The following is a 25,188-nucleotide window of genomic DNA, read 5'->3' as shown; positions in this document are numbered from 1 at the left end:
AAACCGCGGCCTCAGAACCACAAATGGCCCGCAAGTTCAAGCGAAATAGCATTTCCGCCGAACGGCCGTCAAAGATTCGACCGCGACCGGAGCCGTTCAGCTCCGGCGATACTTGTTGGCGGCACTGAGCGCCTGCTTCTGCTGTTCTTCGTTGAGACCGAGATAGAAGTCTTCGAGCGCGTCATCCTTGAGGCCGGCGCGACGCGAAAGCACATACCATTTCGCCGCCTCGACCGGATTGGGTCTGGTGCCGATGGCGTTGACGTAGAGGTGCGAAAGCCGGTTCTGCGCAACCACGTTGCCGCCCTCGGCCGCCCGCCGCATCCAGCCGAAACCCTCTTCGAGATTACGGTCGCCGGCAATGCCCTCGATCATCCAGATCGCGATGTCGAGCTGGGCCGTATCGTAACCCGCCCGCGCCGCGCGGATCAGCCATTCGCGCGCCCGGGCCCGCTTGCTTTCTTCGATGCCGTCGACATTGACCAGGATCTGCGACAGCGCATATTGCGCATCCGCGATGCCCTGCTCGGCCGACTTCTCATAATAGGGCATCGCCAGCTTCAGTCCCTTGGGTCCGGGATTGTCGGCGACGAGCGTCTGGCCGTAGTTGAACTGGGCCGAGCCGTTGCCGAGATCGGCGGCCTTCTTCATCAGCTCTTCGGACTTCTTCCGGTCGCGCTTGACGTAACGGCCCTCCATCAGGATCAGCGCGTATTTGAACATCGCGGCCGGATCGCCTTTTTCGGCCGCCTGGCCATACCAGAAGGCAGCCTGCTTGGGGTCGCGCACGACGCCCAGCCCCTGCTGCAGGATTTCGGCGATCAGCGTCTGCGCCGCCGGATCGCCAAGCTGCGCCCGCGGCAGCGCCAGATCCATCGCGGTCAGATAGTAGCCCCGTTGGAATGCGCCATAGGCATCGTCGACCTTGCCGGTAAAGGGTTTTTCCGCCGGCAATGCCGGCAATTCGGCGCCCATGCGATCGAAAACGTTGACGCCGGAAGATGGCACGGTGCCATCGGCCGGTTTCTTGTTGCCGCCAGCCGACTTGTCGTCGCCTTTGTCGGTCGCGGCCGCGCCCTCCGGCATCGCCGCCCCGTTGAAGGGCGTGATGCGGCCGCGCTTCTCGACGCCCGCGTCCCCTGTCCCGGCGTTCTGCTGCTGGGCATGCGCCGGCAGTGCCAGGGCTGCGGCCATGGCAACAAGGCAAAGACCTCGACTCAATCTGGAAGGTAGTCGGCTCAACATCGACACGTCTTAATCTTCAAACCGTGGCGCTTTTTCGTCAAGAAGTGCGTTGACCGCAGCCACGACGGAAGGCGCCTGCCCGGGCTCGCCGAAGACGGCAAGGCGAAGCGCCACGAATTCTGCGCCGGTCTCCGCCACCGCGAGCGCCGATTGCGGGTCCGTGCCGCCCATGACGATGCAGGGGATCTCGATCATCGACGCCCACCATTCGGCGAGCGCCAGGTTTTTCGGATGCGCTTCCGGCTTGATGTCGCCATCGGTCTTGCCGAAGAACACGTAGTCCGGGCGCACCTCGCCGATCTCGAGCGCGTGGTGGCGGTCGGCCGCATTGCCCCCGCCGACGATCAGTTTCGGCGTGTGTTTCTCGACCGCCTCGCCAAGCACTTCCGCATTGCCGGCAATGTGCAGGCCGTCGGCCTTGGCGCGGCCGGCCACGCGGGAGTCGCCTTCGATGAGCGCTGCGGCACCCGCCTCCTGGATGACCGGCACCAGACGCTCGGCGTGTTTCTGGAACTCGGAGTCGTCCAGCCCGTATTGCGGCACGATCACGGAAGCGACGTCACCGCCCTTCAGGGCATCGGCGAGCACTTTCACGCGTTCCGCCGCATCGGGCATGTCGGGCGCAATCAGCACTAGGCGGCAACGTTCTGTTGTCATGTTCGGACATCCATTTCCGGCTGCATCCGCCAGGGTGGCGAAACCAGCGCTCGATTTCATTTGGGAAAACCGATAGACGGAGACTGCAAAAGGATCAACCGCCACCCATGCTTCCCGATCTCGACTTCTACCTTATCGCCATCCCGGCAGTTCTGCTCGTTGGGCTCAGCAAGGGCGGCATGGGGGAAGCGCTCTCGCTGATGGGCGTACCGATCCTGTCGATGGCGGTGTCACCCGTCCAGGCGGCTGCCCTCCTTCTCCCGATCCTGATCGCGATGGATATCGTCTCCTTGTGGATGTGGCGCAAGCACGGCGATCGCACCACGCTCTTCATGCTGTTGCCGGGCGCCATTGCCGGCATCCTCATCGGCTGGGCGACCTCAGCCTACGTTTCGCGTGATCTCCTTCGCCTGATCATCGGCCTGCTCACCGTGCTCTTCGTGCTCCGGTACGTATACAATGTCTGGCGCATGCGCCTCGGCATCACCATCGCGCCGAAGAAGCAGCGGATCGGGCCGGCGGCGCTCTGGGGCTCCTTTGCCGGTTACGGCAGCTTCGTGGCGCACGCCGGCGGCCCACCCTTCCAGATCTACGCGCTGCCGCTGCAGCTCGCCCCCCGCGATTACACCGGCACCATCGTGCGCTTCTTCGCGATCCTGAATGCAGTGAAGCTCATCCCCTATTTCGCCTTGGGGCAACTGGACCTGAGCAACCTGAAAATCTCGGCGACGCTCTTTCCGCTCGCCATCGTCGCGACCGTGTGCGGGGCCTGGATCGTTCGCCGCATGAAGCCGCAGATCTTCTATCCCTTCATGTATACCATGGCCTTCGTCGCCGGCTCGAAGCTGCTCTGGGACGGTATCGGCAGCTTGGCAGCGGGCGGCTGAGCCGCGACCCAAGTATTACGGAAATATTGCAAAGCAAAATTAGCATATCGCATCGCACAAATTTCTTGCTGCTTCGCAAGATTTCGCCTAACGTCCGCCCATGACGATCGCGGACCCTTTCGATGCCATTGCGGACCCGAACCGGCGCCACCTGCTGGAGGAACTGCGACGCGCACCGAAAACCGTAAACGAACTGGCGCAGGGCCTGCCGATCAGCCGCCCGGCCGTATCGCAGCACCTGAAGGCCTTGCTGGATTGCAATCTGGTCTCGGTTTCGGCGAGCGGCACCCGGCGGATCTATGCGATCAACCGGCCGGGTTTCGACCGTCTCAATCTATGGCTCGACCAGTTCTGGTCCTGAGCCCGGCAGCCCGCCTACAGCGCCGCGCGTCTCATCAGACGCGCAAAGGTCGCTGTAGCTCCTTGAATTGCTGCATGTTTCCTTTAATCGGTTACGATTGAAGGAAACATGCAGCAGGCGACGCCCGAAAGAAACAGACCGGGCGTCGAGCCCGGTCCAGCATTCCGTATCTTCCGTCGTGGGGGATGGTTCTAAACCTTGTTGCGCCTACTCAGAGGGGAGATGGCGCCTCCCGATAGTCCTGGGAAATACCGTTGATAATCAGTGAGTCGAGGAACGAAGCCTTTCGATTTCGTCCTTGATGCGCAGCTTCCTCCGCTTGATGTCATTGATCAGCTCGTCTTCCACCGACGGCTGATTCAATGCTGCATGAAGCTCCTGTTCCAGGGCGCCATGTTTTTTCTCAAGCGTTGCAAGATGAGCCTCAACAGTCATTTGGCAGTCCCTTCCTTTTGCTTGCATCCGGCATGCAAATGCCGGATGTTCCATGGTTGTAACCTTACTACTGTGCCACGCCATTTTTCATTTGTCGAAGGCGAAATGATGACGACGGATAACTTCCCGTTACCGCCCAAGATGTGATAGAGCGGCGCATGAAATTCCGGTTCGAGGAGGACTTCGCAACCGGGCTGATGGGGATCGCTTTGCATGCCGGACCAGGACCAGGCCGAACTCAGACTGACCGCCGCGCGGCTGAGGCAGGAACATGAAGATTACGACGCTGCCATCAATGCCATGATCGAAACCGGCTGCGATGCGCTGCGGATCCAGCGCATGAAGAAGAAGAAGCTGGCGATCAAGGACAAGATCAGCAAGATCGAAGACCAGATCATCCCCGATATCATCGCCTGAACGCGGAACAGGATAGACGTGATCGACACCACGACCCCACCCGTCGCCATCATCATGGGAAGCCAGTCGGACTGGGAGACGATGAAGAACGCCGCCGACACGCTCGACGCGCTCGACATTGCCTATGAGGCGCGCATCGTCTCCGCCCATCGCACGCCCGATCGGCTCGTCAACTTCGCCAAGGGCGCCCGCGACGAGGGCTTCAAGGTGATCATCGCCGGCGCCGGCGGTGCGGCGCATCTGCCGGGCATGTGCGCCTCGATGACGCCGCTGCCGGTCTTCGGCGTACCGGTGCAGTCGAAGGCGCTTTCCGGCCAGGACAGCCTGCTCTCGATCGTCCAGATGCCCGCCGGCATCCCCGTCGGGACGCTGGCGATCGGCCGGGCCGGTGCCGTCAATGCCGCGCTGCTTGCCGCAGCGGTGCTCGCACTCAGCGACGACGATCTTGCCGACAGGCTCGACGACTGGCGCGAACAGCAGACGATTTCGGTCGCCGAATATCCGGTGGACGAGGCATGACCACCATCGGCATTATTGGCGGCGGCCAGCTCGGCCGCATGCTGGCGATGGCAGCAGCCCGACTGAACTTCCGCACCGTCATCCTCGAACCGCAGGTCGACTGTCCGGCCGCACAGGTCGCCAACGAGCAGATCGTTGGCGCCTATGACGACGAGACGGCGCTCAGCCAGCTCGCTGCCGTCAGCGACATCATCACCTACGAATTCGAGAATGTGCCGGTCGCTTCCGCCGAACGGCTCGCCGCGAAACGTCCTATCTTCCCGCCGCCGAAAGCGCTGGAAGTCGCGCAGGACCGCCTCGTCGAAAAGCGCTTCATCAATGACTGCGGCATTGCGACGGCGCGCTTTCACGCCGTCGACAGCCAGGCCGACCTCGAAGCGGCCCTTGCCGATTTCGGTGGGACTGGCGTGCTCAAGACCCGCCGCCTTGGTTACGATGGCAAGGGACAGCGCGTCTTCCGCTCCGCCGAGGACAGCCCGGCCGGCGCTTTCGCGGCACTCGGCGGCGTGCCGCTGATCCTTGAAAGCTTCGTGCCCTTCGAGCGCGAGATCTCGATCATCGCCGCCCGCTCGACTGACGGCAGTGTCGCTTGCTTCGATCCGGCCGAAAACGTGCATCGCAACGGCATCCTCCACACCTCGACGGTGCCGGCTGCCGTCGGTGCGGAGGCGGCCGATGCGGCCCGCAAGGCCGCCAAGGCGATCCTCGATGCACTCGGCTATGTCGGCGTCATCGGCGTCGAATTCTTCGTCCTGGCCGACGGTAGTCTAATCGCCAACGAGATGGCGCCGCGCGTGCACAATTCCGGCCATTGGACGGAGGCGGCTTGCGTCGTCTCGCAATTCGAGCAGCATATCCGCGCCGTCGCGGGATTGCCGCTCGGCAATCCGCGCCGGCATTCCGACTGCGTCATGCAGAATCTGATCGGCGACGACCTCAACGATGTCCCGACATGGCTTGCCGAAGACGATGTGCTGGTGCACCTCTACGGCAAGACCGAGGCGCGCGCCGGCCGCAAAATGGGCCATGTCACACGGCTCGTTCGCGGCTGAAAGCCACAGAAATGCGGAGCAAGACGCCAAAATGGGGCGTCTTGTAGTTGACACGTCAGGGGTGACACGGTATTTGCCATCCCACCTTAAAGGAGCGCGCTGAACGGCGCGCTTTTGATTGTTAGAGATACCGGGCGAATTTTCGTTCCCCGAAACCTGCGGATCAGGAAAATGAAGATCAAGAATTCGCTCAAGTCGCTGAAGACCCGTCACCGCGAAAACCGTCTGGTTCGTCGCAAGGGCCGCATCTACATCATCAACAAGTCGAACCCGCGCTTCAAGGCTCGTCAGGGCTGATCCCAGCAGGGTGGTGGGCATCGCGTCGCCGATGTCCCAAAATTGATTATGAAGTTGTTCCATGGCGAGCTAACATGCTCGCCATGCGAGTTTTTGTACCCCTGATTCTGGCTTTCTCCGCCCTGCTCGCCACCTCTACAGGAGCTGGCAGTTTGTCCTTCGCGGCGGAAGCGGCGGCCCAGACGGAATCCGCCAGCCTCACCACACCCAAGCAACGACTGGATGCCCTGTTTACGGACCTCAAGAAGGAACGCGACGCCGACAAGGCGCGTGAGCTCGCCAACCAGATCCGCTTGGAATGGCAGGATTCCGGCAGCGCCACCGTCAATCTCCTGATGCAGTGGGCCGACAAGGCGATCACCGACAACAAGCAGGCGGCCGCGCTCGACATCCTCGACCAGGTCATCACGCTTGCGCCCAACTATGTCGAAGGCTGGAACCGCCGCGCGACCTTGCATTACGCGATGGGCAATTACCGAAAATCCATGTCGGACATCAACCGCGTGCTGGCAATCGAACCTCGCCATTTCGGCGCGCTTGCCGGCATGGCGGCGATTCTCGGCGCCTCCGGCAAGGACGAGCTCGCCATGCGAGCCTGGGAGCAGTTCCTGGACATCTATCCCGCCGATCGCAAGGCGCAGGAGCAACTGGGCGAACTCGCCGAGAAGCTCGCCGGCAGCAAGACCTGAGCGGCCGCGTTACAGCCGATTGCAGCGCCGGCAAATATCCCTCCCCGCCGATGAAAGCGCTCTCCTCGAGTGGCGGCGGCCGCTCGACGTTTCCTTGAGCCGATCGGGCTGGAGGGCATCAGGCCCCCGGGCGGCGATCTCCCTGCTGTCGCCGCGCAATGGACCTGCGACCACCCGAACCTGTTCCTGACCCGCACCTTGAATGCCCAAGGCGTCGACGCCGGCCGGTCTCATATCCGCCGCGGAACGCGCCTTCCAAGCCTGACAGCGGCCCTTCGGTTTCTTCCAGGGAAGGCTGGCAAAGCCACGCCCGGATCGAGCGCGGTTGATTTCATCGTCGACATCACCGCCGATCAGTTCGGCGCTGCTCCGCTCCTCGTTGTCCCCCGCACGGACACCCGTTACAAGAAGGCGATCGCAATGCCCCGTACTTGCCTGTCAACGGGAATCGCTGACGCAGGTGCGGTGAATGACAATCGACGCCGGAAGACAGATAGAGACAATGTTTCCAGCCACTCTCCTGCTCATAGGACTAACGCTCGTCGGCATCGCCTATAGCCGCTGGCACGCACGCGCCTTCGCACGGCGGTTTCCCAACGTCGGCGAGCTGATCGACATCGGCGGCTATCGCATGAATAGTGTGCACCTGCCGGCCGCAGGGAAAGCCGATCTCTTGCCTGTCGTCTTCATCCATGGCGCCAGCGGCAATCTGCTCGATCAGCTGCACGCCTTCGCCCCGGCCCTTGATGGCCGCGCCGAGATGCTGTTCGTCGATCGTCCGGGCCACGGCTATTCCGAGCGGGGCGGAGCGGAAAACGACCGTCCGGACGGCCAGGCGGCGGCAATCGCCAAGCTGATGGACAAGCGCGGCATCCGTCGCGCCGTCATCGTCGGCCATTCCTTCGGCGGCGCCATCGCCGCGAGCTTCGCCCTGCATCATCCGGAACGGACTGCCGGTCTCGTCCTGCTGGCGCCAGCGACGCATCCCTGGCCTGGCGGCATCGACTGGTACTACCGCCTCACCGCACTGCCCTTCATCGGCTGGCTGTTCGCCCATACGCTGGTGACGCCGCTGGGGCAGCGGCGCATCGAAGGCGGCACGCGGTCGATCTTTTCACCCAATCCGCGGCCCGATGATTACGTCGACAAGACCGGCCCGCATCTGGTGCTGCGTCCCGCGACCTTCCGCAACAATGCGCGCGACGTGGCCAATCTGCATGCCTATCTGACCGCGACCGCTCCCCGCTACCGTGAAATCGACGCACCGACCGTCATCATCACCGGCGACAGCGACGGCGTCGTGCTGGCGGACATTCACTCTCGTGGACTGGCGCGCGATATCCCCGGCGCGGAGCTGCTGTGGATCGGCAATCTCGGTCACAAGCCCGACTACGTGGTCACCGACGTCGTCGTCGCCGCGCTCGAAAAGATGGCGGGCAAGCCGACCGACCTCGAGGAAATAAAAAGGCGGGCCGAAGCCCGCCTGACCAGGTCGTCGGAAGCCGTCAGCCAGAGCTGACCGCTTCGCAAAGCGGCGTCAGACGCCGCTCAAACCGTCCGAGCCGATATAGGCGATGCGCAGCATGTTGGTGGCGCCAGGGGTGCCCAAGGGCACGCCGGCAGAGATGATAATGCGCTCGCCGGGCTTGCCGAAGCCTTCGGTCGCAACGATGCGGCAGGCGCGGTTGACCATATCGTCGAGGTCGATCGCATCCTCGGTCACGACGCAGTGCAGCCCCCAGACGACCGAGAGGCGGCGTGCGGTCTGGACGATCGGAGAGAGGGCAATGATCGGAACCTGCGGCCGTTCGCGGGCGGCGCGAAGGCCGGTGGTGCCGGACGAGGTGTAGCAGACGATCGCGGAGAGACGGAGCGTCTCGGCGATCTGGTGGGCGGCGAGCGAAATCGCGTCGGCACCGGTTGCCTCCGGCGGCGTGCGCTGCGCGTAGATGATGCTGGAATAATGCGGGTCGCGCTCGACGTTGCTGGCGATCGACGCCATGGTCGAAACGGCTTCCACCGGATACTCGCCCGAGGCCGATTCGGCCGACAGCATGACGGCATCCGCACCTTCGAAGACGGCAGTCGCGACGTCGGAGACTTCCGCGCGCGTCGGAACCGGTGCGGAGATCATCGATTCCAGCATCTGCGTGGCAACGACCACCGGCTTGCCGGCACGGCGACAGGCGCGCGTCAGCTGCTTCTGCAGGCCCGGCACCGATTCCAGCGGCATTTCGACGCCGAGGTCGCCGCGCGCCACCATCAGCGCGTCCGAAAGCTCGATGATCTCATCGATCCGGTCGAGCGCCTGCGGCTTCTCGATCTTCGACATCAGGCCGACGCGGCCGCGGGCGATCTTGCGGACCTCGGCCAGGTCTTCCGGCCGCTGCACGAAGGAGAGCGCTACCCAGTCGATCTCGCCGGTTGCGAGAACCGCGTCGAGGTCGGCGCGGTCCTTGTCGGTCAGGACGCCGACGGCGAGCAGCGTATCCGGCAGGCTGACGCCCTTGCGATCGGAGATCTTCGTACCGGCGACGACGGTCGCAACGATGCTCTTGCCGTCGGTCTTCTCGGCCCTGAGATGCAGCTTGCCGTCATCGATCAGCAGGCGATGGCCGGGCTTGACCGCCTCGAGGATTTCCGGGTGCGGCAGGTAGACACGGGTGTTGTCGCCGGGCACATCCTTGTCGTCGAGCGTGAAGGTCTGGCCGACCTTCAGGTCCACCTTGCCTTCCGCGAACTTGCCGACACGCAGCTTCGGGCCCTGAAGGTCGGCAAGGATGCCGATCGGCCGGCCGCAGCGGCTTTCCACCGTGCGGATGCGCTGCACCAGCGTGCGCATCACGTCATGGCTCGCATGGCTCATGTTGATACGGAACAGATCAGCCCCGGCCTCGTGCAGCTTCTGGATCATCTGCTCGTCGGAAGACGCCGGTCCGAGCGTGGCGAGGATTTTGACTTTTCTGTTCCGCTTCATCAATTCTGGCTTTCCTGCGTGCCGGGCGTTTCGGAGAGCTGAACCATCCAGCTCCCTTGCCGCCCCGTGTCGTATTCCTTGAACCCCATGCGCTGGAAGCCGCGGGCAAAGCAGTCCTGGACGCCCGTGATCTTGAACTCGTTCTCGGCGACGCACATGTTGACGTCACCGGTCCAGCGGCCGCCGCGGGCCGCATCTTCCGCGTAGAGATAATAGTATCGTGACTGAAGCTCGCCCTCGATCAGGGTCGCGCAGGTGGTGGCCGGAACCTGCCACCAGCCCTCCGTTACCCAGCCTTCCTTGGCCCGGTAACCGATCGCCACGCCGACGAGGTTTTGCGTGCCGTTGCAGACGCGAAAATCGGCGCGTGCTTCGTCGGCAAAGAGAAATGAGCTTGAGGTTGCCAGGAAAAACAGGAGGATGCCTCCCAGTGTCGTCAGCCCCGGCTTCGCTTTGGAAAAAGGATATCTGGACACGGTTTCCGATGGAACTCCGTTTTGATTTGCGTGGCACTTTCTTGCGACGGCCAGCCCCGAAAGTCAACGTAACTCTAATCGATTACAATCGGCAAATTGCTTTCAAATTGCGCTAAACAGTTGCGGGTTTCTTGCGATTGACGCGCGCGCGTGCAATCAGCGAGGACGAGGCGAGACAAACAGACTGGACGGGCATGCAACACTATTCTCCCTATGAGATTATCGAAGCCGAGCCCACAACGGGGCTCGTTCTGCTGGCCGATCACGCGATGAACCGGCTGCCGGCGGAGTACGGTAGCCTCGGCCTGCCGGCCTCGGCGTTCGAGCGGCACATTGCCTATGACATCGGTGTCGAAGTGCTGGTGCGGCAGCTCTCGCGAATGCTCGATGCGCCGGCGGTGCTCGGCTGCTTCTCCCGCCTGCTGATCGATCCCAACCGCGGCGAGGACGACCCGACGCTGGTCATGAAGATCTCCGACGGCGCGATCGTCCCCGGAAACCATCCGATCAGCGAAGAGGAATGGGAGAACCGGCTGAACCGGTTCCACCGCCCCTATCACCGCGCCGTTTCAGAGACGATCGGCCGAAGCGCCGAGGCGCATGGCGCGGCACCGCTCGTCATTTCCATCCATTCCTTCACGCCGGCCTGGAAGGGCGTGGCCCGTCCTTGGCACGCTGCCGTCCTTTGGGATAACGATCCGCGCGCCGTTCTGCCGCTCATCGAGAAACTCGAGGCATCCGGCGATATCGTCGTCGGCAACAACGAGCCCTATGACGGCGCGCTGCGCGGCGATACCATGTATCGCCATTGCATGACGCCCGGCATTCCCCACGCCCTGATCGAGGTGCGCCAGGACCTGATCGCCGACGAAGCGGGCGTTGCTGCCTGGGCCGAGCGGCTGGCGCCGATCCTTGCGGGTCTCAACGCCATGCCCGAGTTGCATCGCTACGAGCGCCACGCCTCGCGCACCGGCGACTACTGCATGATTGCTTGAATCGAGATCGATTTAAGGACAAATCATGCAGCGCTTCAAAGTGCTGCCGCAACCAAAGCGCGCCTTAAAAGATGCGCGGCGCTGTAGTAGAGCATTTCCGCTAAAGGTGCGTCGCGGTGTTGCGTGAGAAGATGCGTGGTAACTGAAGAGGATCGACGTCCATGACCGAACTGACCCCGGATCAGCAGATCGCCTTCGAGGCCGCCGCCTTTCGCCGCCTCGTCGCCCATCTGCGCGAGCGCTCCGATGTCCAGAACATCGATCTGATGAACCTCGCCGGCTTCTGCCGCAATTGTCTTTCCAACTGGTACCGCGAAGCCGCCGAGCAGGCGGGCGTTCCTCTCGACAAGGAGGAGTCGCGCGAGATCATTTACGGCATGCCCTACGAGGAATGGCGCGAGCGCCACCAAAAGGAAGCAACCGCCGAGCAGAAGGCGGGCCTTCGAGATCAACCGCCCGAAGGAATAAAGTCGTTTCGCCGGCGCCTGCCGCGGAAATGAACCGCGTTGTTGCGCATTGACCCTTGACCTTGGCGGCTGTTCGCGGCACGTCACGGCACCCAAGAAATTCAATTCCCCGTATCAAGGAGAAGACCATGTCGGATGCTCACGGCGTCGCACGCGATCAGCTTCGTGCTTTCATCGAGCGGATCGAACGCCTGGAAGAAGAAAAGAAGACCATCGCCGACGACATTAAGGACGTCTACGGCGAAGCCAAGTCCATGGGCTTCGACACCAAGATCCTGCGCAAGGTCATTTCGATCCGCAAGCAGGATCACGACGAGCGCATGGAACAGGAAGCGATCCTTGACACCTACCTCCAGGCGCTCGGCATGGTGCCGGCAGCCGACGAAGAATAAGCACGCCTAAAAGGCCGCCGACCGGCGGCCTTCGCCTGGGACGCGAACTCCGGAACAAACTGCACTTCGACTACGTCCGAAAGCGGCAGTATCGAAAGCACGGTACAGAATCAAGAAGCCCGCCGGACTGACCAGACCGGCGGGCTTTTCGTGTCTGCTGTTTGGCTCGAAGCTCAGTTGGTGCTGAACTTCTTCACTTCCATGAAGTTGACGGCAGTGCCGCTGAAGCGGGCCGTATCGACCGTCGTGCCGGCGTTGCTCGAGAAGCCGGCGGCATAGACCGTGGTCGGCGCGGTGCGAAGCGACTTGCTGACGAAGCGCGGTGCCTTGACCGGCTTGGAAAGCGTCGCCACACGGCCGGTCGTCAGTGCCCATTCGGAGATGATCTTCTGGGTCAGCTTCGGCTCGGTGCGGACCGACGAGCGGGTCGCGGCATCGGCATCGTTCTTCTTCGGTCGACCACCCTTTGCCGGCGCTTCTGCCTGGGTGTCGAAGGCATTGTCGAAGACGGCCGCGCGGGCATTCGTGGTCGACGGCGGCGCATAGGCCGCCATTTCGATCGGCTGTTGCGATACAGGTTCGCGCTGGGCCGGCGTCGGAGCGGCAAGCGCCACGCGGGTCGCAGCTTCGGCGGCAACCTCACGCGGGGGCTCTGCCGACGCAACGACCGGCCGCTCCGCGAAGGAAGGCACCACGACCTGGGCATCGGCAACGGCGGCAAGGGCTGCGTTACCCGCGGGCCGCATCGCCGGAACCGGCACGAAGCCAAGCGCCTGCACGTCCGCGGAAGGGTCGGCAGAGGCGACGAGCGTGTTCATGTCGCGACGGTCGAGCATCTGCGGTACCGGCACGTTCATCGAGCCGAGATCGGCAAATTCGCTTGGCATTTCCGAAGTCTGCGGCAGGGCAGCCGCAAGTGCGTCCTGGGCTGCGTTCTTCTGCGGCGCCACGAGCGCAACGGCTACGCCGCCATCGGCAGGTGCATCCTTGAAGGCAGGACGGACAGCCGGGACCGGGGCATTGATGTTCTGTTCAGCGGCAACCGTCGGTTCGGCAGCGACCGTCGGCTCGGCGGCAACGGAGCCCGCGACACCCGGCAGGGCTTCCTGGGCAGCAGGAGCGGAAGCCGTCTGGATCTTGGCAGGCGCAGCGCCGCCTTCGTCGTCGGCACCCGGACCAGCCGCGATCGCCGCGGGTTCTTCATCCTCGTCACCACCACCGCCGAAGAGCATGGCGAACAGGTTGCCGCGACGCTTGCCGCTTGCGCTGTCGCCAGGGCCTGTCGCGCCGCCGCCGGCGACCTCGATCGCCGAAGCACCAACGCGGCGCTTGTAGTCGGCAACCGCCTGCTCATAGCCGGGCAAGGGCTTGCCGTCGGAAGGCAGATGCATCGTCTTGCCGTCGGGGAAGAGACGCGCCAGTTCGGCGCGCGACATGCGCGGCCAGGCGCGGACGCCGCCGACGTCCATGTGAACGAAAGGCGAGCCGGACGTCGGATAATAGCCGACGCCGCCCACCTGGAATTTCATGCCGATCTCACGAAGGGTCTTCAGCTTCACGTCAGGAAGATAGAAGTCCATCGCCTTGCCGAGCATGTGCTGGCTCTTCTTGGCGACGCCCTTCGAGCGCGAACGCAGCATGCCGTTGGTTGCCGGCGAACGATAGGCCGAGACGACATGGATATAATCGCGCGAACCGCTCTTCTGGTAGACTTCCCAGACGAGGTCGAGCAGGCGCGGATCCATCTTGGTCGGTTCGTTGCGACGCCAGTCGCGGAGGAATCGGTTGATCTCCTGCAGGCCCTTGGAGTCGTAGCGGCCATTGCGCTTGAAGGTGATCTGCGCCTTTTCCTGGGTATGAATGAAATAGAGTTTCAGTGTCCGGGTCTGGCCCGCGGCCTCCACTGGAGGCGCGAAGCCTGGCGTCACGAGGGAAGCCGCGATAGCAACGGATGTAAGAACCTGCGGCACCTTACGGGTAAAGGCCGCGCAGACTCTCGCTAAGGAGCCGAGCGGCTTCTTAAAACCGAACAAATTTGGCATTCAATCCCCGTCCGACGGACAACCGTGCTTCGCTGTCTCAGATGACTGTCAAATAAGGTGACAGCATGGCAAATATGCCACAGTCGTCACCGCCCCTTATAATATAGTGAACAGTTCACTAACAAGGTCTAAACGGCGGTGACTGAATAACACGGCTAATGAATCGTGAATGCGCCGGTTTTAAGCCGCCTCCCTCAATGGATTCTCGGGATCGATGCCATAATCCTTCAGCTTGCGGTAGAGCGTCGACCGGCCGATGCCGAGCTTGCGAGCCACCTGGCTCATCTGTCCGCGGTAGAATTTCAGCGCAAAACGAATCAGTTCCTCTTCCACCTCGGCAAGCTTGCGGACGTCCCCGCCCTCGTCGACGCTGGCGATCGCGTTCTCCATGCGCGGGTCGTGCCCCGCATCGCCCTCCATCGATTTCGCCGCACTCGCGAAATCGGGATAGACGTTTGGCACCTGCTCCGACGGCGCGGCTGTCCGTTCCGGACCGGCTTCGCCCCAGGAAAAACCAGAGCGGTCGGAGACGACGTAACCCGGGATCTGGGTGGCGATCTGCGGGAAGTCCTTCACCGTCAGCTCGTTGCCTTCGGCAAGCACCACGGCCCGGAAGATCGCGTTCTCGAGCTGCCGGATGTTGCCCGGCCAATCATAGGCGGTCAGCAGCGCCAGGGCGCCGCTCGATATGGTGAGCGGTGCGTGCAGCCGCTGCTCCGCCGCGAAACGCTCGACGAAGGAGCGCACCAGGACCGGAATGTCTTCCTTGCGTCGGCGAAGCGCCGGAATGGTGATCGGGAAGACGTTGAGGCGATAATAGAGATCCTCGCGGAACCGCCCCTCGCGCACTTCGTTGATCAGGTCCTTGTTGGTGGCGGAGATCAGCCGGACATTGACCTTCTGCGGATGGCGTGCGCCGATCGTCTCGATCTCGCCCTGTTGCACGGCACGCAGGAGCTTGACCTGGACTTCGAGCGGCAGGTCGCCGATCTCGTCGAGGAACAGCGTGCCGCCGTCGGCATCGACGAACTTGCCGCTGTGTTTTTCGGTCGCGCCGGTAAAGGCGCCCTTCTCATGGCCGAAGAGAATGCTTTCGACCAGATTGTGCGGGATCGCGCCGCAGTTGACGGTGACGAAGGGCTTGCCGACCCGGTCGCTCGCAGACTGGATGGCCCGGGCCACCATTTCCTTGCCGACGCCGGACTCGCCTTCGAGCACGATCGGTATGTTGGACTGGGCGGCGCGGCGCGCGAGGTCGATCACCCGGATCATTGCCGGGCTTGCCGAAACGATGTCCTCGAAGCCGACGGCACCGCCGCGCGGGCGGCGCGAGGTTTTGACCTTGCCGTCGCGGCTTGCCATCTTCAGTGCGTTGCCGATCGCAACCGACAGCCGCTCCGGGGAGACGGGCTTCACGAGGAAGTCGAAGGCACCCGCCTGCATCGCATGAACGACCGTTTCGATGCCGCCCTGGCCGGTCTGCACGATGACGGGCGTATCGACGCCGCGCTCGGCGAGCGCTTCGAGGAAGCCGTGCCCGTTCATTTCCGGCATCAGCAGATCGAGCAGGATGACATTGATCATGCCGCCCTTGCGCTCCAGGAGTTCCAGGCCGCTGCGGCCGTTGTCGGCGAGATGCGCCACATGGCCGAGACGCTCGATCATGTTCGTCAGCAACCGGCGCTGCACCGGATCGTCATCAATGACCAGAATATGTGATGTCACGGAAGCCTCCTGCTCTGGACACGCGGTACTTTTGGCCAACCTCATGTGCCAAATCACGTCAGGCATCTGTGCCATAAAGGGCTGAACATCATGTTTTGAGAAATGCTTGCATTTTATCCATTGCCGGCGATAGCAATGGGGCCCATATCGCTTGCCTTCTTCCTGTCACGAACGAGAGAAATCCGACGATGACCTTCCGCCTCCTCGCCCCCGAGCAATCCGTTGTCCGTGCCGCCGCCGGCCAGTCCCATGGCGCTGCCGCGGATCTCGGCGACCTGCCCTCCTGGCGGCTCGAAGATCTCTATCCGTCCGCCGCATCGGATGCCTTTCGCAACGACCTGAAGAAGGCAGAGGCCGACGCGATCGCTTTCGAGACCAAGTGGAAGGGCAAGCTGGCCGAAGCCGCGACGAGGAACGGTGACGAGGGCGTCGGCGCCGCCGTCCGGGAGTTCGAAGCGCTTGAAGACGTCATGGGCCGCATCGCCTCCTTTGCCGGCCTCACCTATTTCTCGGACACGTCCAAGCCTGAGAACGGCAAGCTTTACGGCGACGTGCAGTCGAAGCTTACCGACATGTCGGCGCATCTGCTGTTCTTCTCGCTGGAACTCAATCGCATTGATGACGCGATCCTGGACAAGGCGCTCGAGAACGATGCGCTGGCCGCGCACTACAAGCCGTGGCTGACCGACCTGCGCAAGGACAAGCCCTACCAGCTCGACGACAAGCTGGAGCAGCTCTTCCTCGAAAAATCGATGACGGGCGCTGCCGCCTTCAACCGTCTGTTCGACGAGACGATGGCAAGCCTCACCTTCAACGTCGATGGCGAGGCACTGCCGCTCGAAGTCGCGCTAAACCTGTTGCAGGATCCGGCGACCGAGGTCCGCAAGAAGGCGGCGATGGCGCTTGCCGAAACCTTCAAGAGCAATATCCGCACCTTCACGCTGATCACCAACACGCTCGCCAAGGACAAGGAAATCTCCGACCGCTGGCGTGGCTTTCAGGACATCGCCGACAGCCGCCATCTCGCCAACCGCGTCGAGCGCGAGGTTGTCGATGCGCTGGCCGAAGCCGTCAAATCCGCCTATCCGCGCCTGTCGCATCGCTACTACGCCATGAAGGCAAAGTGGCTCGGCATGCAGGAGATGGATTTCTGGGATCGCAATGCGCCGTTGCCGGAAACGCCGAACGCGTTGATTTCCTGGAACGAGGCCAAGGACACGGTGCTTTCGGCATACAATGCCTTCGCTCCAGAAATGGCCGCGATCGCCCGACGCTTCTTCGACGAGAGCTGGATCGACGCGCCGGTGCGCCCGGGCAAGGCACCAGGCGCCTTCGCCCATCCGACGGTACCGTCTGCGCACCCCTACGTGCTCGTCAATTACATGGGCAAGCCGCGCGACGTGATGACGCTTGCGCACGAACTCGGCCACGGCGTGCACCAGGTGCTGGCGGGCGGACAGGGCGCGCTGATGGCCTCGACGCCGCTGACCCTTGCCGAAACCGCTTCCGTCTTCGGCGAGATGCTGACCTTCCGCGCCCTCCTCGACCGGACGAAGGACAAGCGCGAGCGCAAGGCCATGCTGTCGCAGAAGGTCGAGGACATGATCAACACGGTCGTGCGCCAGATCGCCTTCTACGAGTTCGAGCGCAAGGTCCACACCGCCCGCAAGGAAGGCGAACTGACGGCCGATGATATCGGCAAGCTGTGGCTGTCGGTGCAGAGCGAGAGCCTTGGCCCGGCAATCCGGATTTCCGAGGGCTACGAGACCTATTGGGCCTATATCCCGCACTTCATCCACTCGCCTTTCTACGTCTACGCCTATGCCTTCGGCGACTGCCTGGTGAACTCGCTCTACGCCGTCTACCAGAGCGCCGAAAAAGGCTTCCAGGAGAAGTATTTCGAACTGTTGAAGGCCGGCGGCACCAAGCACCATTCCGAGTTGCTCGCACCCTTCGGCCTCGATGCCACCGATCCGTCGTTCTGGGCACAGGGACTGTCGATGATCGAAGGGCTCATCGACGAACTCGAGGCGCTTGATAAGGCCTGATCCCGGGCAGAGGTCCGGATCACGGCGCGATCGACACGACGACTTATGAACGATACCGCACCCTATGTGCTGTTCCGGGACGACAGCGAAAACCGCACGACGGTTTTCGCTGAGCCCCTGCGCGTCGTCACGGCGCACACGAAAACCGAATTCGCCCGTGGCCTTGCCGAGCTCGAACGCGCCCACAAGGCGGGCAAGTGGATCGCCGGCTTCATGTCCTATGAGGCCGGTCACCTCTTCGAGGAGAAGCTCGCGGGTTTCGCCGAGGAGGGCCGCGAAACGCCGCTGATGTCCTTCGGCATCTTCGATGCGCCCGCCGAAGACCACCCGCTCGCCGAGCCTCAGAGGCGGACCGAGAACGAACCCTTCGTCACCGAGCCGCGCGCCGGCTGGAACTTCGACACCTACCGCGATCGCTTCGATCGCCTGCACCAGCACTTGCGGCAGGGTGATTGCTATCAGGCCAATCTGACGATGCCGATCCGCGCCCGCTGGTCCGGCGATCCGCGTGCCGCCTTCTGGTCGCTGATCGATCGCCAGCCGGTGAAATACGGGGCGCTCGTCGCGCTTGACGGGCCGATCCTGCTGTCGCGATCGCCGGAGCTCTTCTTCCGCGTCGATGCGGACGGCTGGATCGAGACACATCCGATGAAGGGTACGGCCAGGCGCGGCGCATCGGCGGCCGAAGACGCCGAGATCATCGCGGCCATGCGCGCCGACGAGAAGACCCAGGCCGAAAACCGGATGATCGTCGATCTTCTGCGCAACGACATCTCGCGGATCACCGAAGTCGGCACACTCAGCGTCCCCAAGTTGTTCGAGATCGAGACCTACCCGACGGTGCACCAGATGGTGAGCCATGTCCGGGCGAAGCTCTTGCCCGAAATCGGCCTCGAGGACATCTTCGCCGCCCTTTTCCCCTGCGGTTCCATCACCGGCGCGCCGAAGATGCGGGCCATGGAGATCCTGCACGATCTGGAAGACGGACCGCGCGACGCCTATTGCGGCGCCATCGGCTTCATCGCCCCAAATGGGGTCATGCGCTTCAGCGTCGCAATCCGCACCATTTCGCTTTTCCCCAATGGCGAGGCCGTCTTCAATGTCGGCGGCGGCATCGTCTTCGACAGTAACGCACAATCCGAATATGACGAATGCCTGCTGAAGGCCCGCTTCGCCATCGGCGACGATAATATCGCGCTCGGCGACGACAAGATCGCGCTTGGCGACGATGAAATCGCGCTTGGCGATGACGGGATCGCGCGATGACGGACTTTTCGCTGATCGAAACGCTGCGCCACGAGCCCGAAAACGGCTTCGTCCGCTTGCGCCTGCATCTGGCGCGGCTGAAACGATCGGCGCGGCGTCTCGGTATTCCTGGCGCGGAAGGCGCAGAAGCGGCCTTGCTGGCGGCGGTGGAGAGCGGCGACGACAGGGCCGCACGCCGCGTACGGCTCGAACTTTTCCCGGACGGACGTATCGAGGTGAAGACCGCGCCGTTCGTGCCGCTATCGGAAGACACGATCTGGCAGGTGCGGATTGCCGCCACGCAGCTCAATTCCCGCGATCCGCTGCTGCGCTACAAGACCAGCCGCCGGGCGGTTTACGACGCTGCCCGCGGCGAGTTTGCTGTGAGTGAGGCGGATGAGGTTCTTCTTCTCAACGAGAAAGGCGAGGTTTGCGAGGGCACGATCACCTCGGTCTTCCTCGACGACGGCAGCGGCATCCTGAAGACGCCGCCGATCGCCTGTGGCCTGCTCGCAGGCGTCCTGCGCACCGAGCTGATCTGCGGGCGCCGGGCGCGAGCCGCACGGCTTTCGCCCACCGATCTCATCGGTGGGACGCTCTATGTCGGCAATTCTCTACGCGGTCTGATCCGGGTGCGACTCCTGGTCTGAACCGGGAAGCGTGTAGCGTCTGACGCGGTCGCGGCCGTCGCGCTTGGCGAGGTAAAGCGCCTGGTCGGCGCGCGCATAGAGGTCGCTCACCGAATCGCCATCGCGATACTCCGCCAGCCCGACAGAACAGGTGTAGAAGAACTCCGGAATGTTCTCGAGCGGCCGCGAGCTCCTGACCTTTTCGAGCAGGCGGTCGAGAATGCGATTGCCTTCGCTGATGGTGGTATCGGGCAGGATGAGCATGAATTCCTCACCTCCGATGCGACCGAAGCAATCCGAGCGGCGCACGAATTCCTGCATCTGGCGCGCGAAGTCGAGCAACACCTCGTCGCCGCGCTGGTGCCCGTGACGGTCGTTGATCGCCTTGAAATAATCGATGTCGATGATCGCGACGCAACCCCACATATGCGGGTTTTCGGCGCAGTTGGCGATGAACTCGGTCAGCCGCCCCATCGTGTAACGACGGTTGGGCACGCTGGTCAGCTCGTCGACCTGAGCCGCCCGAAGCGCAAAGTCGCGGTCCTGCCGCAGTTCGCGCTCCTCGGCGTGGATGGTGGTGACATCGACGGCGATGCAAAGCATCCAGCCGTCGGAATCCACCGTCTCCGTCATCCACAGCCAGCGGCCGTCATGCAAGTCGGTTTCCATCGCACGAAAAGGTACCTTGCCGCGCCGGTGAGCCGTCGAGGCGATCCAGGCGTTGACATCGTCGGTCTTCAGGACGGTCCCCCGACCGGCGGCGTAATTGCGGCGCATGATCTCCGCCCAGGTCGGGCTCTCGTCCGGACCGACGTGGTAGGCCGCGCGAAATGCCGGATTGGCAAACCGCAATCGATCATGCTGATCGTAGAGCGCGATCAGTACGGGTGTTTTGCTCTGTAAGGCCGCAAGAGCCTTGAGATGACTACCGGTCACGGTCTGTCACGCCTCCGGGTCGGACAATATCAATCATGGCGCGAAGCGGATGCTTCGGACGAAGCTATAGCACGAAGTGCCTGTGACAAGCGTTTACGCGTGCGAAACGATGGGGATATGGTTAAATACCGCCTTGGTCCGGCCGAACGGCACGCAGCATAGGCCCTATGACGGTTCCTTCAAGCCCTTTACCGTCGGTCTTGCGCAGTTTGACCTCGGTCGCCGGATCGAGCGGCGCAGCCTGACCTTGCCGCCGGCCGCCTGCAAGAGGTTCTTCAGCAAGCGGGACGGGTCCATCGCGGCCCTGCTTTCGATCACCGGTTAAGCACCATCTCAAATAGCGGTTGACCCGCCAGCCCTTTATTGTGACAGCAATCTATGCTCTACAGCGCCGCGTGCCCAGCCGGGCACCAACGGCCGCTTCGGCACATCCATCGAGCCAGAACAGCGGCGCCAGCCGCTCCTCATGCTTAGTCACCCACCGTCACAGGGAAAGTTTTCTCAGGAGAAAGACAAAAATGGCAGATACCACCTATCCGGTTTACGGCGAGATCACCGGTCCGGTCGTCATGATCGGCTTCGGTTCGATCGGTCGCGGCACCCTGCCGCTGATCGAGCGCCACTTCAAATACGACAAGAACCGGTTGATCGTGGTCGAGCCCCGTGAGGATGCCGCCGACAACGAGATTTTCGAACGGCATGGCGTACGTCACGTTCGCGCTCATGTGACGAAGGACAACTACAAGGAACTGTTGAAGCCGCTGCTGACCGAAGGCGAAGGCCAGGGCTTCTGCGTCAACCTGTCGGTCGACACCGGCTCGCTCGACCTGATCAAGCTGTGCCGCAAGCTCGACGTTCTCTACATCGACACGGTCGTTGAGCCTTGGCTCGGCTTCTATTTCGACGCCGAAATGGACAATGCCGACCGCACCAACTATGCGCTGCGCGAAACCGTCCGCAAGGAAAAGGAAAAGAACCCGGGCGGCACCACGGCCGTTTCGACCTGCGGCGCCAATCCGGGCATGGTCTCCTGGTTCGTCAAGCAGGGCCTGCTGAACCTCGCCAACGACCTCGGCGTGAAGTACGAAGAGCCGCATCAGGACGACCGCGAAGGCTGGGCGAAGCTGATGAAGAAGGTCGGCGTCAAGGGCGTGCACATTGCCGAGCGCGACACGCAGCTCACCAAGAAGCCGAAGCCGCTCGACGTGTTCTGGAACACCTGGTCGGTCGAAGGCTTCATCTCCGAAGGCCTGCAGCCGGCCGAACTCGGCTGGGGCACCCATGAAAACTGGATGCCGAAGAACGCCAAGAAGCACAAGAAGGGCTGCAAGGCGGCGATCTACCTGGAGCAGCCGGGCGCCAACACCCGCGTGCGCACCTGGTGCCCGACGCCTGGTCCGCAATACGGCTTCCTGGTCACCCACAACGAGGCGATCTCGATCTCGGACTTCTTCACCGTCCGCGACAAGGACGGCGAAGTCACCTATCGCCCAACCTGCCACTACGCCTATCATCCGGCCAACGACGCCGTCCTGTCGCTGCACGAAATGTTCGGCAACGGCGGCAATTCGCAGCCGGTCCATCACGTTCTCGACGAGAAGGAACTCGTTGAAGGACTCGACGAACTGGGCGTCCTGCTCTACGGCCACGACAAGAATGCCTATTGGTACGGTTCGCGCCTGTCTCTGGAAGAGACCCGCCGCATCGCTCCCTACCAGAACGCCACCGGCCTGCAGGTAACCTCTGCAGTTCTGGCCGGCATGGTCTGGGCACTCGAAAACCCGAAGGCCGGCATCGTCGAAGCCGACGAGATGGACTACAAGCGCTGCTTGGAAGTCCAGCTCCCCTATCTCGGTCCGGTTGAAGGCCACTACACCGACTGGACCCCGCTCGACGGCCGTCCGGGCCTGTTCCCGGAAGACATCGACACGAAGGATCCCTGGCAATTCAAGAACATCCTCGTTCGCTAAGCTTTTGACGGAAAACGTCATCCGGCCCGGGGCACGGCCGTGCCCCGGGCCTTTTCGTCTGTACGGGAAAAGGCACCTGCAGCCCTTGGCCGCTCTTGCTTTCAACTCATGATCGCGGCATGGTCATGCCGGAATGAAACAGTCCGCTCGGCCCAATGCGGGGGAAATCGCCTATGAAGCCATTCGCAGTTCTGACCCTGATCGCAACCGCCGCGGCCTTGGCGTCCTGCCAGTCGTCACCCCGGTTCATCGATGAGGGTGGTCAGCCGGCGCGACAGGCGGCCGGCGTCGAAGGCTCCTGGGTAGATCCGAACGGCATCGTCTCGACCTTCGCGGGCGGCACCTTTTCGACCCGCACGACCGACACCAACCAGCTGCTCGCTTCGGGCAACTACGTGAACGTGAGCCCGACGCTCGTCGAGATCAACATGACCTCGCTGGTGCGCAACACCCAGTCGAAGGTCAATTGCGCCCTGGTCACCCAGAACCAGCTCAACTGCACCACCGATGCCGGCGCGCAGTTCTCGCTGGCGAGACGCGGCTAAACCGGCGCGCATGCAAGTATCTGAGCCCCCGATCGGGGGCTTTTTTCGTTGCAGGGCCGCAGCTTAACCTAGTTGCAAATTGACGAAGCGAGCTTGGTTTTAGCGCTTGAAGTAACCTTCAAGTGGTGAAAACATCCGGCCCGGCAAAGCCACTCCGACCGTGGGGAACGGTTCCGTCTCGACGGCTCCGGAAACGGTCGGCTGACAACCGGCAAAACAGGAGAACATCATGATCAGACACATGCGGACCGGCCTGATGACCGCGTCCATTCTTGCCCTCTCCTCGGGCGCTGCCTTCGCCGATTATGAGCTGAACATCCTGCATATCAACGACCTCCATTCCCGCATCGAGTCGATCAACAAGTTCGATTCGACCTGCTCGGCGGAAGAGGAAGGCAAGAACGAGTGCTTCGGCGGCGTCGCCCGCCTGAAGTCCCTGATCGAGCAGAAGCGCCAGGAACTCTCCGGCAAGAACGTGCTGCTGCTCAACGCCGGCGACAACTTCCAGGGCTCGCTGTTCTTCACCACCTATAAGGGTTTGGCCGAAGCCGAGTTCCTGAACCTGATGAAGTTCGACGCGATGACCGTCGGCAACCATGAATTCGACGAGAGCGAGGATGGCCTTGCCGGCTTCCTCGACAAGATCACCTTCCCGGTCGTCACCGCCAACGTGCTGCCGAGCCACAAGTCGAAGATCGGCGACCGCATCAAGCCGTCGATCGTGCTCGAGGTCGGCGGCCAGAAGGTCGGCATCGTCGGCGCCGTCGCCAACGACACGCCGGAACTCTCGTCCCCCGGTCCGGACATCCTGATCGGCGACGACGTGGCGACCACCACCGCCGCCGTCGAGGAGTTGAAGAAGCAGGGCGTCGACAAGATCATTGCGCTGACCCATGTCGGCTATCCGCGCGATCTCGCGGCGATCGCCAAGATCCCTGATGTCGACGTCGTCGTCGGCGGTCACTCGCACAGCCTGCTTTCCAACACCGATGCGAAGGCGGAAGGCCCCTATCCGACGATGGTCGACAATCCCGGCGGCTACAAGGTTCCGGTGGTCCAGGCAGCATCCTACACCAAGTATCTCGGCGATCTCGTCGTCACCTTCGACGACAAGGGCGTCGTCAAGGCCGCCAAGGGCGATCCGATCCTGGTCGACTCCTCGGTCAAACCGGATGAGGCCGTGCTGACGCGGATCGCCGAACTCGCCAAGCCGATCGAGGAACTGCGTTCAAAGATCATCGCCAAGACGGAGGAGCCGATCGACGGATCGCGCGAGAATTGCCGCGCGCGTGAATGCCAGATGGGCAGCCTCGTCGCCGATGCCATGCTTGACCGCGTCAAGGGCCAGGGCGTGACCATCGCCATCACCAATGGCGGGGGCCTGCGTGCCTCCATCGATGCCGGCGACGTTTCTATGGGCGAAGCCATCACGGTGCTGCCGTTCCAGAACACCGTCGCGACCTTCCAGCTCAAGGGCGACAGCATCCGCGCCGCACTTGAAAACGGCCTCAGCAAGCTCGAGGAAGGCGGCGGTCGCTTCCCGCAGGTCGCGGGTCTCAAATACTCCTTCGACCGCTCGAAGCCGGTCGGCAGCCGCGTCGTCTCGGTCGAGGTGAAGGAAGGCGAGACCTACGTTCCGCTCGACCCGGCGAAGACCTATTCGCTCGTCACCAACAATTACATGCGCAATGGCGGCGACGGCTACGACGTTTTCAAGGAGAAGGGTGAGAACGCCTACGACTACGGTCCGGGCCTCGAAACCGTGCTGGCCGACTATCTCGCGGCCCACCAGCCGTTCAAGCCCTATACCGATGGCCGCATCACCGAGGTCGCTTCGGCCGCGGGTGCCGCAGCAACGGAAGCAAAGCCCGCGGCCGGCACCGACACCACGGCAACCCAGCCGGCTGCGACCTCCGGCGCCGCCACAGCGTCCGCGGCGAGCGGCCCGCAGAAGCACGTGATCGCCAAGGGCGACACGCTCTGGGATCTCGCCAAGTCGTTCTATGGCGAAGGCGCACTGTGGAAGAAGATCTCCGAGGCCAACGGCAAGCCGGCGCCGCGCGCGCTGCATGTTGGCACGGAACTGGAGATCCCGGCAAAATAAGACAATTTGCCTCTGTCTTCAGAGCCGGCGCGGGCTTCCCCGCGCCGGCTTTTCTACTTAGAAGGACTTGAAACTGAA

Annotated in this window: 24 protein-coding genes and 2 pseudogenes; 18 read left to right on the top strand and 8 right to left on the bottom strand. The window is 62.8% G+C overall.

What is annotated here, in order from left to right:
• Window positions 1–96: 96 nt before the first annotated feature.
• On the bottom strand, window positions 97–1,194 hold the full coding sequence (locus tag BHMPCIPO_RS29640) for a tetratricopeptide repeat protein (RefSeq protein WP_246304734.1): 1,098 nt from the start codon (window positions 1,192–1,194) through the stop codon (window positions 97–99).
• A 60-nt stretch (window positions 1,195–1,254) separates the two neighbouring features.
• Window positions 1,255–1,902: a thiamine phosphate synthase gene (locus BHMPCIPO_RS29635; protein WP_173520407.1), complete on the bottom strand. Its 648-nt coding sequence runs from the start codon at window positions 1,900–1,902 to the stop codon at window positions 1,255–1,257.
• Window positions 1,903–2,009: 107 nt separating this feature from the next.
• Between BHMPCIPO_RS29635 and BHMPCIPO_RS29630 the strand changes: the two genes are divergently transcribed.
• Window positions 2,010–2,789 carry a sulfite exporter TauE/SafE family protein gene (locus BHMPCIPO_RS29630; RefSeq protein WP_173520406.1) on the top strand — a complete coding sequence of 260 codons (780 nt, stop codon included), beginning with the start codon at window positions 2,010–2,012 and terminating at the stop codon, window positions 2,787–2,789.
• A 100-nt stretch (window positions 2,790–2,889) separates the two neighbouring features.
• Window positions 2,890–3,150, top strand: coding sequence for an ArsR/SmtB family transcription factor (locus tag BHMPCIPO_RS29625; RefSeq protein WP_173520405.1), 261 nt, complete (start codon window positions 2,890–2,892; stop codon window positions 3,148–3,150).
• A 261-nt stretch (window positions 3,151–3,411) separates the two neighbouring features.
• On the opposite strand, the gene BHMPCIPO_RS29620 is transcribed toward BHMPCIPO_RS29625, so the two are convergent.
• Window positions 3,412–3,585 carry a YdcH family protein gene (locus BHMPCIPO_RS29620; RefSeq protein WP_173520662.1) on the bottom strand — a complete coding sequence of 58 codons (174 nt, stop codon included), beginning with the start codon at window positions 3,583–3,585 and terminating at the stop codon, window positions 3,412–3,414.
• A 213-nt stretch (window positions 3,586–3,798) separates the two neighbouring features.
• Here BHMPCIPO_RS29620 and BHMPCIPO_RS29615 point away from each other — a divergent pair, with 213 nt between their 5' ends.
• The 6 genes from BHMPCIPO_RS29615 (at window position 3,799) to BHMPCIPO_RS29590 (ending at window position 8,078) form a co-directional block, all read left to right on the top strand.
• A complete protein-coding gene (locus tag BHMPCIPO_RS29615) occupies window positions 3,799–4,002 on the top strand; it encodes a YdcH family protein (RefSeq protein WP_057254651.1) in 204 nt (67 codons plus the stop codon).
• Window positions 4,003–4,056: 54 nt separating this feature from the next.
• Window positions 4,057–4,521: a 5-(carboxyamino)imidazole ribonucleotide mutase gene (gene purE, locus BHMPCIPO_RS29610; protein WP_065375341.1), complete on the top strand. Its 465-nt coding sequence runs from the start codon at window positions 4,057–4,059 to the stop codon at window positions 4,519–4,521.
• Entirely contained in the window at window positions 4,518–5,573 is a 1,056-nt protein-coding gene (locus BHMPCIPO_RS29605; RefSeq protein ID WP_173520404.1) for a 5-(carboxyamino)imidazole ribonucleotide synthase, read from the top strand. Before purE ends, BHMPCIPO_RS29605 begins: the two co-directional genes overlap by 4 nt.
• A gap of 171 nt (window positions 5,574–5,744) precedes the next feature.
• On the top strand, window positions 5,745–5,870 hold the full coding sequence (gene ykgO, locus BHMPCIPO_RS29600) for a type B 50S ribosomal protein L36 (RefSeq protein WP_034806120.1): 126 nt from the start codon (window positions 5,745–5,747) through the stop codon (window positions 5,868–5,870).
• 74 nt (window positions 5,871–5,944) lie between these two features.
• Entirely contained in the window at window positions 5,945–6,559 is a 615-nt protein-coding gene (locus BHMPCIPO_RS29595; RefSeq protein WP_173520403.1) for a tetratricopeptide repeat protein, read from the top strand.
• Window positions 6,560–7,061: 502 nt separating this feature from the next.
• Window positions 7,062–8,078, top strand: a complete 1,017-nt coding sequence (locus tag BHMPCIPO_RS29590) for an alpha/beta fold hydrolase (RefSeq protein WP_173520402.1) — start codon at window positions 7,062–7,064, stop codon at window positions 8,076–8,078.
• 18 nt (window positions 8,079–8,096) lie between these two features.
• On the opposite strand, the gene pyk is transcribed toward BHMPCIPO_RS29590, so the two are convergent.
• Together pyk and BHMPCIPO_RS29580 are read right to left on the bottom strand one after the other, a co-directional pair.
• Window positions 8,097–9,536, bottom strand: a complete 1,440-nt coding sequence (pyk, locus tag BHMPCIPO_RS29585) for a pyruvate kinase (protein WP_173520401.1) — start codon at window positions 9,534–9,536, stop codon at window positions 8,097–8,099.
• Window positions 9,536–10,012, bottom strand: a complete 477-nt coding sequence (locus BHMPCIPO_RS29580) for a DUF1036 domain-containing protein (protein WP_173520400.1) — start codon at window positions 10,010–10,012, stop codon at window positions 9,536–9,538. Before BHMPCIPO_RS29580 ends, pyk begins: the two co-directional genes overlap by 1 nt.
• Before the next feature lie 194 nt (window positions 10,013–10,206).
• Here BHMPCIPO_RS29580 and BHMPCIPO_RS29575 point away from each other — a divergent pair, with 194 nt between their 5' ends.
• From BHMPCIPO_RS29575 to BHMPCIPO_RS29565, 3 genes and pseudogenes are all read left to right on the top strand, one after another.
• Window positions 10,207–11,007 carry an N-formylglutamate amidohydrolase gene (locus tag BHMPCIPO_RS29575; protein ID WP_173520399.1) on the top strand — a complete coding sequence of 267 codons (801 nt, stop codon included), beginning with the start codon at window positions 10,207–10,209 and terminating at the stop codon, window positions 11,005–11,007.
• Between the two features lie 161 nt (window positions 11,008–11,168).
• Window positions 11,169–11,475, top strand: a pseudogene (locus tag BHMPCIPO_RS29570) (DUF1244 domain-containing protein).
• A 127-nt stretch (window positions 11,476–11,602) separates the two neighbouring features.
• Window positions 11,603–11,866: a DUF2312 domain-containing protein gene (locus BHMPCIPO_RS29565; protein ID WP_065778663.1), complete on the top strand. Its 264-nt coding sequence runs from the start codon at window positions 11,603–11,605 to the stop codon at window positions 11,864–11,866.
• Between the two features lie 173 nt (window positions 11,867–12,039).
• Here BHMPCIPO_RS29565 and BHMPCIPO_RS29560 read toward each other — a convergent pair whose 3' ends face one another.
• Both BHMPCIPO_RS29560 and BHMPCIPO_RS29555 read right to left on the bottom strand, forming a co-directional pair.
• Window positions 12,040–13,908 carry a peptidoglycan L,D-endopeptidase MepK gene (locus BHMPCIPO_RS29560; RefSeq protein ID WP_173520397.1) on the bottom strand — a complete coding sequence of 623 codons (1,869 nt, stop codon included), beginning with the start codon at window positions 13,906–13,908 and terminating at the stop codon, window positions 12,040–12,042.
• Window positions 13,909–14,088: 180 nt separating this feature from the next.
• Window positions 14,089–15,633, bottom strand: coding sequence for a sigma-54-dependent transcriptional regulator (locus BHMPCIPO_RS29555; protein ID WP_173520396.1), 1,545 nt, complete (start codon window positions 15,631–15,633; stop codon window positions 14,089–14,091).
• Window positions 15,634–15,821: 188 nt separating this feature from the next.
• On the opposite strand from BHMPCIPO_RS29555, the gene BHMPCIPO_RS29550 reads away from it, so the two are divergent.
• From BHMPCIPO_RS29550 to BHMPCIPO_RS29540, 3 genes and pseudogenes are all read left to right on the top strand, one after another.
• A complete protein-coding gene (locus tag BHMPCIPO_RS29550) occupies window positions 15,822–17,681 on the top strand; it encodes a M3 family oligoendopeptidase (protein WP_173520395.1) in 1,860 nt (619 codons plus the stop codon).
• Window positions 17,682–17,726: 45 nt separating this feature from the next.
• A pseudogene (locus BHMPCIPO_RS29545) lies at window positions 17,727–18,878 on the top strand (aminodeoxychorismate synthase component I); the annotation flags it as partial.
• A gap of 65 nt (window positions 18,879–18,943) precedes the next feature.
• Window positions 18,944–19,576: an aminotransferase class IV family protein gene (locus BHMPCIPO_RS29540; RefSeq protein WP_173520393.1), complete on the top strand. Its 633-nt coding sequence runs from the start codon at window positions 18,944–18,946 to the stop codon at window positions 19,574–19,576.
• On the opposite strand, the gene BHMPCIPO_RS29535 is transcribed toward BHMPCIPO_RS29540, so the two are convergent.
• On the bottom strand, window positions 19,541–20,491 hold the full coding sequence (locus tag BHMPCIPO_RS29535) for a GGDEF domain-containing protein (RefSeq protein WP_173520392.1): 951 nt from the start codon (window positions 20,489–20,491) through the stop codon (window positions 19,541–19,543). The two genes, BHMPCIPO_RS29540 and BHMPCIPO_RS29535, sit on opposite strands and share 36 nt — an antisense overlap.
• A 109-nt stretch (window positions 20,492–20,600) precedes the next feature.
• Between BHMPCIPO_RS29535 and BHMPCIPO_RS29530 the strand changes: the two genes are divergently transcribed.
• From BHMPCIPO_RS29530 to BHMPCIPO_RS29515, 4 genes are all read left to right on the top strand, one after another.
• Window positions 20,601–20,816 (top strand): hypothetical protein, encoded by a 216-nt coding sequence (locus tag BHMPCIPO_RS29530; protein WP_173520391.1) that lies wholly within the window; start codon window positions 20,601–20,603, stop codon window positions 20,814–20,816.
• 193 nt (window positions 20,817–21,009) lie between these two features.
• The gene (locus tag BHMPCIPO_RS29525) at window positions 21,010–22,461 is read left to right on the top strand and encodes a homospermidine synthase (protein ID WP_173520390.1); all 1,452 of its coding nucleotides are present in this window, start codon (window positions 21,010–21,012) and stop codon (window positions 22,459–22,461) included.
• 173 nt (window positions 22,462–22,634) lie between these two features.
• Window positions 22,635–23,006 (top strand): outer membrane lipoprotein Omp10, encoded by a 372-nt coding sequence (gene omp10, locus BHMPCIPO_RS29520; protein WP_173520389.1) that lies wholly within the window; start codon window positions 22,635–22,637, stop codon window positions 23,004–23,006.
• Between the two features lie 229 nt (window positions 23,007–23,235).
• Complete coding sequence (locus BHMPCIPO_RS29515) at window positions 23,236–25,110, top strand: 5'-nucleotidase C-terminal domain-containing protein (protein WP_173520388.1); 1,875 nt, start codon at window positions 23,236–23,238, stop codon at window positions 25,108–25,110.
• Window positions 25,111–25,188 lie beyond the last annotated feature (78 nt).

The sequence above is a fragment of the Ensifer sesbaniae genome, from assembly GCF_013283665.1.
Taxonomy (GTDB): domain Bacteria; phylum Pseudomonadota; class Alphaproteobacteria; order Rhizobiales; family Rhizobiaceae; genus Ensifer; species Ensifer sesbaniae.
Note: the sequence above shows the minus strand (reverse complement) of the source record. Positions and strands in the feature narration are given on the sequence as shown.